The 12,380-nt window shown below is 71.7% G+C and carries 10 protein-coding genes; 7 read left to right on the top strand and 3 right to left on the bottom strand.

Going from position 1 to position 12,380, the window contains the following annotated elements:
• Window positions 1-51: 51 nt before the first annotated feature.
• From AC4H2S_RS19485 to AC4H2S_RS19475, 3 genes are read left to right on the top strand one after another with little or no spacing between them, the layout of a single operon-like run.
• The gene (locus tag AC4H2S_RS19485; RefSeq protein ID WP_491498640.1) at window positions 52-990 is read left to right on the top strand and encodes an ABC transporter ATP-binding protein; all 939 of its coding nucleotides are present in this window, start codon (window positions 52-54) and stop codon (window positions 988-990) included.
• Window positions 987-1,832 (top strand): ABC transporter permease, encoded by an 846-nt coding sequence (locus AC4H2S_RS19480; RefSeq protein ID WP_491498639.1) that lies wholly within the window; start codon window positions 987-989, stop codon window positions 1,830-1,832. Before AC4H2S_RS19485 ends, AC4H2S_RS19480 begins: the two co-directional genes overlap by 4 nt.
• Window positions 1,832-2,767, top strand: a complete 936-nt coding sequence (locus AC4H2S_RS19475) for a COX15/CtaA family protein (protein ID WP_491498638.1) — start codon at window positions 1,832-1,834, stop codon at window positions 2,765-2,767. Before AC4H2S_RS19480 ends, AC4H2S_RS19475 begins: the two co-directional genes overlap by 1 nt.
• Before the next feature lie 30 nt (window positions 2,768-2,797).
• Here AC4H2S_RS19475 and AC4H2S_RS19470 read toward each other — a convergent pair whose 3' ends face one another.
• The 3 genes from AC4H2S_RS19470 to AC4H2S_RS19460 form a co-directional block, all read right to left on the bottom strand.
• The gene (locus AC4H2S_RS19470) at window positions 2,798-3,280 is read right to left on the bottom strand and encodes a class F sortase (RefSeq protein ID WP_491498637.1); all 483 of its coding nucleotides are present in this window, start codon (window positions 3,278-3,280) and stop codon (window positions 2,798-2,800) included.
• Entirely contained in the window at window positions 3,277-4,371 is a 1,095-nt protein-coding gene (locus tag AC4H2S_RS19465) for a hypothetical protein (RefSeq protein ID WP_491498636.1), read from the bottom strand. The genes AC4H2S_RS19470 and AC4H2S_RS19465 overlap by 4 nt, the downstream gene beginning before the upstream one ends.
• Before the next feature lie 281 nt (window positions 4,372-4,652).
• The gene (locus AC4H2S_RS19460) at window positions 4,653-5,618 is read right to left on the bottom strand and encodes a heme o synthase (RefSeq protein WP_491498635.1); all 966 of its coding nucleotides are present in this window, start codon (window positions 5,616-5,618) and stop codon (window positions 4,653-4,655) included.
• A gap of 225 nt (window positions 5,619-5,843) precedes the next feature.
• On the opposite strand from AC4H2S_RS19460, the gene tkt reads away from it, so the two are divergent.
• The 4 genes from tkt to zwf all read left to right on the top strand — a co-directional run bounded on the left by tkt (window position 5,844) and on the right by zwf (window position 12,355).
• Window positions 5,844-7,958, top strand: a complete 2,115-nt coding sequence (tkt, locus tag AC4H2S_RS19455) for a transketolase (protein WP_491498687.1) — start codon at window positions 5,844-5,846, stop codon at window positions 7,956-7,958.
• Window positions 7,959-7,993: 35 nt separating this feature from the next.
• On the top strand, window positions 7,994-9,109 hold the full coding sequence (gene tal, locus AC4H2S_RS19450) for a transaldolase (protein WP_491498634.1): 1,116 nt from the start codon (window positions 7,994-7,996) through the stop codon (window positions 9,107-9,109).
• Complete coding sequence (gene pgi / locus AC4H2S_RS19445) at window positions 9,106-10,770, top strand: glucose-6-phosphate isomerase (protein WP_491498633.1); 1,665 nt, start codon at window positions 9,106-9,108, stop codon at window positions 10,768-10,770. The genes tal and pgi overlap by 4 nt, the downstream gene beginning before the upstream one ends.
• A 61-nt stretch (window positions 10,771-10,831) precedes the next feature.
• Window positions 10,832-12,355 carry a glucose-6-phosphate dehydrogenase gene (zwf, locus tag AC4H2S_RS19440; protein WP_491498632.1) on the top strand — a complete coding sequence of 508 codons (1,524 nt, stop codon included), beginning with the start codon at window positions 10,832-10,834 and terminating at the stop codon, window positions 12,353-12,355.
• Window positions 12,356-12,380: the final 25 nt, after the last annotated feature.

The raw sequence follows: 12,380 nt of genomic DNA, 5'->3' as shown, positions 1-12,380 counted from the left end.
GTCGCGGGGACCGACAACCGCTCCTGATTAACCCGCACCTAGAATCGGGACGTGCCGCCAGCCTCCCCCGCCGTCGAGATCGACGGCCTGGTGATGGCCTACGGCGACAAGGTGGCCGTCGACGGGCTCTCGCTCGAGGTGGCCCGCGGCTCGGTCACCGCCGTGCTGGGCCCCAACGGGGCGGGCAAGACGACCACGCTCGAGACGTGTGAGGGCTACCGCGCCCCACAGCGCGGCACCGTGCGCGTCCTCGGCCTCGACCCGCAGCGCGACCGCGCGGCACTCCACCCCAGGATCGGGGTCATGCTGCAGAGCGGCGGCGCGTGGAGCGGCGTACGCGCGGTGGAGATGCTCGAGCACATGGCGTCGCTGCACGCCCGTCCGCTCGCGACGGGGATGCTCGTGGAGCGGCTCGGCCTCGGCGACTGCGGGCGCACCCCCTACCGCCGGCTCTCGGGCGGGCAGAAGCAGCGGCTCGGGCTCGCCATCGCGCTCGTGGGGCGCCCCGAGCTCGTGTTCGTCGACGAGCCCACCGCCGGCATGGACCCGCAGGCGCGGCGCACGACGTGGGAGCTGCTCGAGGAGGTCCGCGCCGACGGGGTGACCGTCGTGCTGACGACCCACCACATGGACGAGGCCGAGCACCTCGCCGACCGGATCCACATCATCGACCGCGGCACCGTGATCACGAGCGGCACCCCGGCCGAGCTCACCCGCGGCGGCCGCTCGGCGACCATCCGGCTGGTGGTCAACCGGCCCTTCCCCGACGGTGCGCCCGAGTCGCTCCGCGCCGAGCTCGGCCCGGAGACCGAGGTCCGCCAGCTCGACGACGTCAGCATGCTCATCCACGGCCCGGCCGACGCCTCCACGCTCGGTCGGGTGTCGCGCTGGTGCGAGCTCCACGACGTGCTTCCCCAGACGCTGACCCTCGGTCAGCGCACCCTGGAGGACGTGTTCCTCGAGCTCACCGGACGGGAGCTGGCGCCGTGAGCACGACACCGCCCCCCGAGACCGGCCTCAGCGCCGTCGGCACCGCCGGCTCCGCTCGGTCGAGCGGCATGTTCGCCCCCGACCCGGGTGCGGCATCGCTCGCGACGATGGTCCTGGCCCAGGCCCGGATGGAGGCGCGGCTGATGCTGCGCAACGGCGAGCAACTGCTGCTCGCCATCGTGATCCCGGTGATCGTGCTCGTGGGCGGCGTCGTGGCGGCCGCCCGCCTCGACCGCACGGTCGACGGCCGCGCGGCGATCGACGTCCTCACCCCGGGCGTGCTCGGGCTCGCCGTCATGTCGACCGCGTTCACCTCGGTCGCCATCGCCACCGGCTTCGAGCGGCGCTACGGCGTGATCAAGCTGCTCGGCTCCTCGCCGCTGCCGCGCCACGGCCTCCTGCTGGGCAAGGTGGTGGCGCTGCTCAGCGTCGTCGCGCTCCAGCTCGTGGTGCTCGTCGCCGTCGCCCTCCCCATGGGGTGGGAGCCGTCGCTCGACGACCCCGCACGCACGGTGCTGGGCGTGGTGCTCGCCGTGGCCCTCGGCACCGCCGCCTTCGCCTCGCTCGGACTCCTCGTCGCCGGCGCGCTCCGCGCCGAGGCCACGCTCGCGCTGGCCAACCTCGTCTACCTGCTCCTCATGGCGGGCGGCGGCATCGTCCTGCCCGCCAGCACCTACGGCGCCGCCGGCGCGGTCGTCGAGTGGCTGCCCTCGGGCGCGCTCGGCGAGGCGATGCGCGCGGCACTGGTGCACGCGAGCATCGACGCTCGATCACTGCTCGTGCTGGCGGCGTGGACGCTGCTCGGCACGCTGCTCACTGCACGGACCTTCAGGTGGGAATGATGGGACACACCCTGCTCGACCGTCTCGCACGGTTCCTCTGGCCCCTCGCGGTCGCCAACCTGCTCGCCAACATCGGCATCGTCGTCACCGGCGCCGCCGTGCGGCTGACCGGCTCCGGCCTGGGCTGCCCGACGTGGCCGCGCTGCACCGACGAGTCGTACGTCGCCCACGGCGAGCTCGGCATGCACGGCGCCATCGAGTTCGGCAACCGGCTGCTCACCTTCGTGCTGGCGGCGGTGGCGGTGCTGTGCTTCCTCGCCGCCGTCGGCGCCCGGCACCGGCGGGCGACGCGGCTGGCGCTCGTCATCGGCCTCGGGATCCCCCTGCAGGCCGTGCTCGGCGGCATCACCGTGCTCACCGACCTCAACCCGTGGATCGTGTCGGGCCACTTCCTGCTGTCGATGGCGATCATCATGGTCTGCGTCGCGCTGCTCGACGAGCTGCGCAGCCCCTCACGAGGGCTCGCTCCGGCCCTGCCACGCGCGCTCGCCTGGGCCAACCTCGCGGTCGGCTGGGTGGTGCTCTACCTCGGCACGGTCGTGACCGGGGCGGGTCCGCACGCCGGCGACACCGACTCCCCGCGCAACGACCTCGACCCGGCCGTCGTGTCGCAGGTCCACGCGATCGCGGTCTACGTCCTCGTCGCACTGACCGTGGCGCTGCTCGTCGTGGCGCTGCGCGGCGGGCACCGGTGGCTGGCGCAGGTCACCGCGCTGGTGCTGCTGATCGAGGTGCTCCAGGGCGTGCTCGGCTGGGTCCAGTACTGGCTGGAGCTCCCGATCGGCCTGGTGGCGCTGCACATGCTCGGCGCCGGCCTGCTCGCGGCGGGGCTCGCCCGCATCGCGCTGGCCGTGCTGCCCCACCAGGGCTCCGCGGAGGCGCGCGCGGACGGCGAGCCGCAGAGGCTCGCCGCCACGCGCATCGGCCCGTCCTAGGCGTACTCGGCAGGGACGAGGGCCGACCGGTCACAGCTTGCGGGCGAAGACGACCGTCCGCTTGGAGTAGTCGTCGGCCTTGCAGCCGACGAGCACGATGCGGGCCGGGCCCGCGACGGAGTAGAGCGAGCCCATCCGCCGCTTGGCCGGCCAGAACTCGCGCTTGGTGACCTCGAAGCGGCAGCCGGCGACGGTGATCCTGTCGCCGCGCCGCAGGGTCGCCCAGCGGTCGGCCACCCCGTTGCCGGCGCGCCACGCGTGCCCGGCGTAGACGGTGCTGCCGGTGGGGTCGCAGGGCGGGTCGCCCTTGGACCAGGTGTAGACGGCACCGCGGAGCCGGTTGCCGACGGCGAGCGTGTCGTTGCGCGCCGGCACCTTGATCACGACGGCGTCGGTGCCGGTGCGCGCGATCGTGAGCCGGTCAGGGGCGGCGTGAGCCGCACCCTGACCGGCCACCGCGCTCACGCAGAGCGTGAGCGCGGCCACGAGCCAGGCAGCACGGACCCGCGTCATCGCAGCCCGGTGTTGGGGGCGACCTCCGGTGCAGTGGCGCACGCACGGGTGCGGAAGGTCATCTTCCACACCTGCTTGCCCTCCAGCCGGAACGACGCGTCGGCCGCGTGCGCGCGGACGACCACGCGGCGCGACTTGGCCTTGAGCCACACGCCCTGGCGCAGGACCTTGCCGTTGGACGTGTAGACCACGCCGGCACGCTTGTGGACCTTGTAGACGTCACCGCGGGTGCCGCACTTGTCGATCATGCGAGCACGGGCCGACACGATGCGGGCCTCGGCAGGCAGCACCTCGGGCGTCTCGACCGGCGGGGTGACCACCGGCGGAGTCACGACCGGGCACGGCTGGTTGCTGTCGACCGGCGCCGGGTAGGTGATCGACGTCTGTCCGCCGGGGAACTGGTTGCCCGGCGTGACCGTCACCGTGACGCTGCCGTCGGGGTTGGTGACCGACGTCCAGGGCCCGGCCGGGACCTGGCCGTAGTGCGCGTTGCCCGGGCCGCAGTCGTCGACGACCGTGACGGTCGGCTGCTGCACGGTCGGGAGCGGGCACGGCTCGTTGCTGTCGGTCGGCACCGGGTAGGTGATGCTCTTCTTGCCACCCGGGAACTGGTTGCCGGCGGTGGCCGTCACGGTGACGCTGCCGTTGGGATTGGTGACCGAGGTCCACGGCCCCGAGGGCACCTGGCCGTAGCGCGCGTTGCCCGGGCCGCAGTCGTCGATGACGGGGATCGTCGGGGGCTGCACGGTGGTGACGTTGCAGCCGTCGGAGAACTTCGACACCGCGATGCTGCCCGAGTTGGTGGCGGTCGAGCCGTTGGTCCACCGCGCCGACAGCGTCAGCGTCTGCGTGGAGGTCGGCTTGGTGGTGACCGTCTCGGTGAACGTGCGCGCCTGCGCGCTGGTCAGCTGCGTGCCGACCGGGACGACGGCGGGACGGTTGCTGGCGGTGATCGTCTCGGTGCGCTGCTCGCTGTTGACGACGCGCCAGGTGACGGTCCAGCCGCCACCCGTCTTGCAGACGACCGATGCGGTGATGGTGTTGTGGTGGGCGCTGGCCGCGCCGGCGATGCCGACGACCGCGAAACCCACCCCCAGGGCGAGGGTGAGGACCCTCGAGACACCCCGGTGAAGCGTGCGAGGACGAACCCCAGTGCCGGTCGCGCCCCCCGCGGTCCGGTCACGTCGTACTCGTGCTGAAGACATGCAGAACTACCCCCTGCTCCCACGGAGGCGGCCCACTGCCGCCCCCTATGTTGCATTCAACGGGGGTTGGCGCCAAAGGGCCCGGAACGTTTCCTCAAGAAGACGGCCAAATCTTCCGAACTCGCCTGACGAGACCTTCGAAGTTGGGCTACAAGCCCGACGTTTCGCTAGCGACCGAGCAGGGGGTCCAGCGCGACGGCGACGAAGAGCAGCGAGAGGTAGAGGTTGGAGGCGTGGAAGAGCCGCATCGGGTTGATGTCGACCAGCGCCTCCGAGCCCTTGGCCCGCTTCCACATCCGGTGTGCCTCGAGGAGGAACACCGCACCCAGGACGGCCGCGGCGACCGGGTAGACGAGGCTGGTGTCGGCGACCGGCCAGAGCAGGAGCGAGGTCGCGACCATCACCCAGCTGTAGATCACGACCTGGCGGCCGACCTCGGCGGCGGGCTTGACGACCGGCAGCATCGGCACGTCGACGTTGCGGTAGTCCTCGCGGTAGCGCAGGGCGAGGGCCCAGGTGTGCGGGGGCGTCCAGAAGAACACGACCAGGAACAGCACGACCGGCGTCCAGGCCAGCTCGCCGGTCACAGCGGTCCAGCCGATCAGCGCCGGGAAGCAGCCCGCCAGGCCGCCCCAGACGATGTTCTGGGTGGTGCGGCGTTTGAGCAGCATCGTGTAGACGAAGACGTAGAACGCGTTGGCGAGCACCGCCAGCACCGCCGAGAGCACGTTGACCCACAGGGCCAGCACGACCGTCGACAGCACCGCCAGCACGGTCGCGAAGACGAGTGCCGAGACCGGCGAGACGATGTGGCGCGGCAACGCCCGCCGGCGCGTACGCCGCATCTGCTCGTCGATGTCGCGGTCGTAGATGCAGTTGTAGGCCGACGCCGACCCGGCGGAGAGCGCTCCGCCGACGACCGTGGCGGCCACGAGGCCGAGCGGCGGGATCCCGCGCTCGGCGAAGAACATCACCGGGACCGTGGTGAGCAGGAGCAGCTCGATGACGCGCGGCTTGGTGAGGCCGACGTAGGCGGCGACGACGTCTCGCCAGGTCTTCTGCCCCTCGGGATCGGCACCCCCGCCGGTCGACGGCCGGGCGGACGCGGCTGCGTGCGGGCCGGCGTGGGACACAGTGGAGAACCTCGGGAGGACGGGAGCGGATGGAACGCGGACGGCGAGGGAACCGGAGGACGAGCTGCCAGCTGGTTCCCGGTGTGCGGGACGACCCTCGAGCAAGGTCGAGTCTACTCGGCCACGACGATAGGGTCGCAGTCGAGGCCACGCCTGCCGGGCTGTGATCTCCACTGCACCTGGTTGCACCCATCGAGAGGAACTGCGTTGACCGAGAAGTCCGCCCTGCCCGCCACCCTCGAGTGGGACGACATCGACCGCCGGGCCGTCGACACGTCCCGGGTCCTGGCGATGGACGCGGTCCAGAAGGTCGGAAACGGCCACCCCGGCACGGCCATGAGCCTGGCCCCGGCGGCCTACCTGCTGTTCCAGAAGGTGATGCGGCACAACCCGGCCGACCCGCACTGGACCGGTCGCGACCGGTTCGTGCTGTCGTGCGGGCACAGCTCGATCACCCTCTACACCCAGCTGTTCCTCGGCGGGTGGGGCCTCGAGATCGAGGACCTGCGCACGCTGCGCACCTGGGGCAGCAAGACCCCCGGCCACCCCGAGCACGGCCACACCGCCGGCGTGGAGACGACCACCGGCCCGCTCGGCCAGGGCGTCGCCAACGCGGTCGGCATGGCCATGGCGGCCCGCCGCGAGCGTGGCCTGCTCGACCCCGACACCCCCGAGGCCGACTCCCCGTTCACCCACCACGTCTACGCCCTGTGCTCCGACGGCGACCTGCAGGAGGGCGTGAGCGCCGAGGCCTCCTCGATCGCCGGCACCCAGCAGCTGGGCAACCTCACCGTGATCTACGACGCCAACCGGATCTCGATCGAGGGCGACACCGACGTCGCGTTCACCGAGGACGTCGGCGCGCGCTACGAGGCCTACGGCTGGCACGTCCAGGAGGTCGACTGGACCAACGACGGCTCGAAGTACGTCGAGGACGTCCCCGAGCTCTACGCCGCCGTCCGCGCGGCCGACGCGGTCACCGACCGGCCCAGCCTCATCGTGCTGCGCACCGTCATCGCCTGGCCCGCCCCCAACGCCCAGGGGACGGGCAAGTCCCACGGCTCCGCCCTGGGCGCGGAGGAGGTCGCGGCCACCAAGGAGGTCCTCGGCTTCGACCCCGACAAGCACTTCGAGGTGCCGACCGACGTGATCGAGCGCACGCGCTCGCTGGTGGCGCGCGGCAAGGAGCAGCAGGCCGCGTGGCAGGAGCGCTTCGACGCGTGGCGCTCCGCCGCGTCCGACGAGGTCCTCCAGACGTTCGAGCGGATGCAGACCCGTGCGCTTCCCGACGGGCTCGCCGACGTGCTGCCGAGCTTCGACGCCGACCCCAAGGGCGTGGCCACCCGCAAGGCCTCCGGCGCGGTCATCAACGCGGTCGCCTCCGTGATGCCCGAGCTGTGGGGCGGCTCCGCCGACCTCGCCGAGTCCAACAACACCACCATCGAGGACGCCCCGTCGTTCATCCCCGAGAGCCGGTCCACCGACCAGTGGACGGGAGACCCGCTCGCCGGCCGGGTGCTGCACTTCGGCATCCGCGAGCACGGCATGGGCGGCATCCTCAACGGCATCGCGCTGCACGGCGGCACCCGCGTCTTCGGCGGCACGTTCCTCACCTTCAGCGACTACATGCGCGGCTCGGTCCGCCTGGCGGCGCTGATGGGCCTGCCGGTCACCTACGTGTGGACCCACGACTCCATCGGCCTCGGCGAGGACGGCCCGACGCACCAGCCGATCGAGCACCTCGCCGCCCTGCGCGCGATCCCCGGCCTCGACGTCGTACGCCCCGCCGACGCCAACGAGACCGCCGCCGCGTGGCACGCCGTGCTCCAGCACACCGACCGGCCCGCCGGCATCGCGCTGACCCGCCAGAACGTGCCGGTCTTCCCCCGCGGCGAGGACGGCTTCAGCGACACCTCCAACGTCCACCGCGGCGGCTACGTCCTGATCGACGCCCCCACCATCGACGACCGCGCCGGCGAGCCCGACGTGATCTTGATGGGCACCGGCTCGGAGGTGCAGGTGGCGGTCGCGGCCCGCGAGCTCCTGGCCGCCGACGGCGTCCGAGCCCGCGTCGTCTCGTTCCCCTGCCTGGAGTGGTTCGAGGAGCAGGAGGCGTCCTACCGCGAGACCGTCCTGCCGCCCACCGTCAAGGCCCGCGTGTCGGTCGAGGCCGGCGTCAAGCAGGGCTGGCGCGACTACGTCGGCGACCACGGCCGCATCGTCTCCATCGACCACTACGGCGCCTCGGCCGACTTCGCGCGGATCTATGAGGAGTTCGACATCACCGGCGAGGCCGTGGCCAACGCGGCCCGCGACAGCCTGCGCACCCTGACCGACTGACCGCGTCCCGCACGACGACCCACAGGAGGCACCACATGAACGACCGTCTCAAGGCCCTGGCCGACGCCGGGGTGTCCATCTGGCTCGACGATCTCTCGCGCGAGCGCCTGGAGACCGGCAACCTGGCCGACCTGGTGAAGAACAGCAACGTCGTGGGCGTGACGTCCAACCCCGCCATCTTCCAGACCGCGCTCGCCGACGGCGAGCGCTACGACGCCCAGGTCCGCGAGCTGGCCGCCGACGGCGCCGACGTCGACCGTGCGACGCTCGTCATCACCACCGACGACGTGCGCGAGGCCTGCAAGGTGATGCGCCCGGTCTTCGACGCCACCGACGGCGTCGACGGCCGCGTCTCGATCGAGGTCTCCCCCGGCCTGGCGCACGACACCGACGAGACCGTCACGGAGGCCGCCACGCTCCACGAGACCGTCGGCGAGCCCAACGTGATGATCAAGATCCCGGGCACCAAGGAGGGCTGGCCGGCGATCACCCAGACCATCGCCGCCGGCATCTCGGTCAACGTGACGCTGATCTTCGGCCTCGAGCAGTACCGCAACGTGATGGAGGCCTACGTCTCCGGGCTCGAGCAGGCGGCCGCCAACGGCCACGAGCTCGCCGACATCCACTCGGTCGCCTCCTTCTTCGTCTCGCGCGTCGACTCCGAGATCGACAAGCGGCTCGAGGCGACGACCGAGGGGCCCGGCACCGACCCGGCCCTGCGCGGCAAGGCGGGCGTCGCCAACGCCCGGCTGGCGTTCCAGATGTACGAGGAGTTCTTCCGCGGCGAGCGCTGGGAGGCGCTGGAGGCCAAGGGCGCGCGCAGGCAGCGTCCGCTGTGGGCCTCGACCGGCGTGAAGAACCCCGACTACGACGACACGATGTACGTCGTCGACCTGGTCGTGGAGAACACCGTCAACACGATGCCGGAGAAGACCCTCGACGCCGTCGCCGACCACGGGGAGGTGCGCGGCGACCGGGTACGACCGTTCTACGACGACGCGCACGCCCACATGCAGGCGCTGGCCGAGGCCGGGATCGACTACGACGACGTGATCAAGGTCCTGATCCAGGAGGGCGTCGAGAAGTTCGTCGTCGCCTGGGACGAGCTGCAGTCGACCCTCTCGAAGTCGCTCGAGGCCGCTCGGGCATGAGCGGCGGCGGCGTCGACCCCACGACCACCGAGGCGTGGGCGCGGCTGGCAGCGCTCGCCGAGGCCTACGAGCCCGACCTGCGTCGCGACCTGACGGCGGCGTGGGTCGAGCGGCAGACGCTCACCGCGGCGGACCTCCACGTCGACCTGTCGAAGAACCTGGTCGACGCCGACGTGGAGGCCGCGCTGCTGGCACTGGCCGACCAGGTCGGCGTCGCCGCACGACGCGACGCGATGTTCGCCGGCGAGCACATCAACGTCACCGAGGACCGCGCGGTCCTGCACACCGCGCTCCGGCTGCCGGCCGACACGTCGCTGACCGTCGACGGCCAGGACGTCGTCGCCGAGGTCCACGAGGTCCTCGCCCGGGTCTACGACTTCGCCGAGCGCGTACGGTCCGGCGCGTGGACCGGCGTCACCGGCCGGCGCATCGAGACGGTCGTCAACATCGGCATCGGTGGCTCGGACCTGGGCCCGGTGATGGCCTACGAGGCCCTCGAGCCCTACCGCCAGGACGGGCTGTCCTGCCGCTTCATCAGCAACATCGACCCGACCGACGCCGGCCAGGCGCTGGCCGGGCTCGACCCCGAGACCACGCTCTTCATCGTCTCGAGCAAGACCTTCGGCACCCTCGAGACGCTCACCAACGCCCGGCTCTGCAAGGCGTGGCTGCTCGACCGGCTCCCCGAGGGCAGCGACCCGCAGGACGCGGTCGCCCGGCACTTCGTGGCCGTGTCGACCGCGCTCGACAAGGTCGCCGACTTCGGCATCGACCCCGCCAACGCGTTCGGCTTCTGGGACTGGGTCGGCGGGCGCTACTCGATGGACTCCGCCATCGGCCTCTCGCTGGTCGTGGCCATCGGTCCCGAGCACTTCGCCGAGATGCTGGCGGGCTTCCACGCGATGGACGAGCACTTCCGCGCCTCCCCTCCGGAGGCCAACGTCCCGCTCCGGATGGGGCTGCTCAACGTCTGGTACGCCAACTTCCTCGGCGCCCACACCCACGCCGTGCTCCCCTACGCGCAGCTGCTGCACCGCTTCCCCGCCTACCTCCAGCAGCTCACGATGGAGTCCAACGGCAAGGGCGTGCGCTGGGACGGCTCGGCGGTCGACTACGAGACCGGCGAGGTGTTCTGGGGCGAGCCGGGCACCAACGGCCAGCACGCGTTCTACCAGCTCATCCACCAGGGCACCCGGCTCGTGCCGGCCGACTTCATCGCCTTCGCGCGGCCGGCGTACGACCTCGTCGACGAGGTCGACGGCGAGCGGGTCGACGTGCACGAGCTGCTCCTGGCCAACTTCCTCGCCCAGACCAGGGCCCTCGCCTTCGGCAGGACGGCCGACGAGGTCCGGGCCGAGGGCGTCGACGAGGACCTGGTGACGGCGCGGACGTTCCCCGGCAACCGGCCCACCACCTCCATCATGGCGCCGGCGCTGACCCCCTCGGTGCTCGGCCAGCTGGTCGCGCTCTACGAGCACATCACGTTCGTCCAGGGCGCCGTGTGGGGCATCGACAGCTTCGACCAGTGGGGCGTCGAGCTCGGCAAGCAGCTCGCCCAGGAGGTGCGCCCGGCGGTCGCCGGCGACGCGTCGGCCGCTGCCCGGCAGGACCCCTCCACCCAGGCGCTGATCCGGTTCTACCGGCAGAACCGAGGCCGATGAGCACCACCAGACGTTCCTCTCGCCGCTCCACTCCTCCGCACACCGCCCTAGGGGACCCCGCATGACCTACGTCAACCCGCTGCGCGACCCACAGGACCGACGGCTGCCGCGCATCGCCGGCCCGTGCGGCATGGTCCTGTTCGGCGTGACCGGCGACCTGTCGCGCAAGAAGATCATGCCGGCGATCTACGACCTCGCCAACCGCGGCCTGCTGCCTCCGGGGTTCAGCCTGGTGGGCTTCGCCCGGCGCGAGTGGGCCGACCAGGACTTCGCGCAGATCGTCCACGACGCGGTCAAGGAGAACGCCCGCACACCGTTCCGCGAGGAGGTGTGGAACCAGTTGTCCGAGGGGTTCCGCTTCGTCCCGGGCGACTTCGACGACGACGACGCCTTCGACCACCTGCGCCGCACCGTGGAGGAGCTCGACCAGCTGCGCGGCACGGGCGGCAACATGGCGTTCTACCTCGCCATCCCGCCGGCGTTCTTCGGCAACGTGGTCGGCCAGCTCAAGGAGCACGGCCTCGCCGACCCCGCACCGGACCAGTGGCGCCGGGTCGTGGTGGAGAAGCCGTTCGGCCACGACCTCGAGTCGGCGCGCGAGCTCAACGCGATCCTCGACGGTGTCTTCCCGTCGGGATCGGTGTTCCGCATCGACCACTACCTCGGCAAGGAGACGGTCCAGAACATCCTGGCGATGCGCTTCGCCAACAACATGTTCGAGCCGATCTGGAACGCCAACTACGTCGACCACGTGCAGATCACGATGGCCGAGGACATCGGCATCGGCGGCCGGGCCGGCTACTACGACGGCATCGGCGCCGCACGCGACGTCATCCAGAACCACCTGCTGCAGCTGATGGCGCTCGTGGCGATGGAGGAGCCCATCGCGTTCGACGCGGAGAGCCTGCGCCTGGAGAAGCAGAAGGTGCTCGCGTCCGCGACCCTCCCGCCGCGCCTCGACACCACCACGGCCCGCGGCCAGTACATCGCCGGGTGGGCCGGGGGCGAGAAGGTCAAGGGATTCCTCGAGGAGGACGGCATCAAGAAGACCTCCACCACCGAGACCTTCGCGGCCATCACCGTCAACGTCGAGACCCGCCGCTGGGCCGGGGTGCCGTTCTACCTGCGCACCGGCAAGCGGCTCGGGCGGCGCGTGACGGAGGTCGCCATCGTCTTCAAGCGCGCCCCGCACCTGCCGTTCACCCAGACCGCGACCGAGGACCTCAGCCAGAACGCCCTCGTGATCCGGGTGCAGCCCGACGAGGGCATGACGATGCGCTTCGGGTCGAAGGTGCCGGGCACCGCCATGGAGATCCGCGACGTCAACATGGACTTCGCCTACGGCGGGTCCTTCACCGAGGCCAGCGCCGAGGCGTACGAGCGACTCATCCTCGACGTGCTGCTCGGCGATCCGCCGCTGTTCCCCCGCCACGAGGAGGTCGAGCTGTCGTGGAAGATCCTCGACCCCGTCATCGCCGCCTGGGCCAGGAAGGGCAAGCCGGAGCCCTACGACTCCGGCACCTGGGGTCCGGCGTCGGCCGACCAGATGCTCGCCCGCGACGGGCGCACCTGGCGGAGGCCCTGATGGCCCCGCGCCGCGCAGCCGCTGC

The sequence above is a fragment of the Nocardioides sp. Z13_37 genome (genome assembly GCF_058355585.1).
Note: the sequence above shows the minus strand (reverse complement) of the source record. Positions and strands in the feature narration are given on the sequence as shown.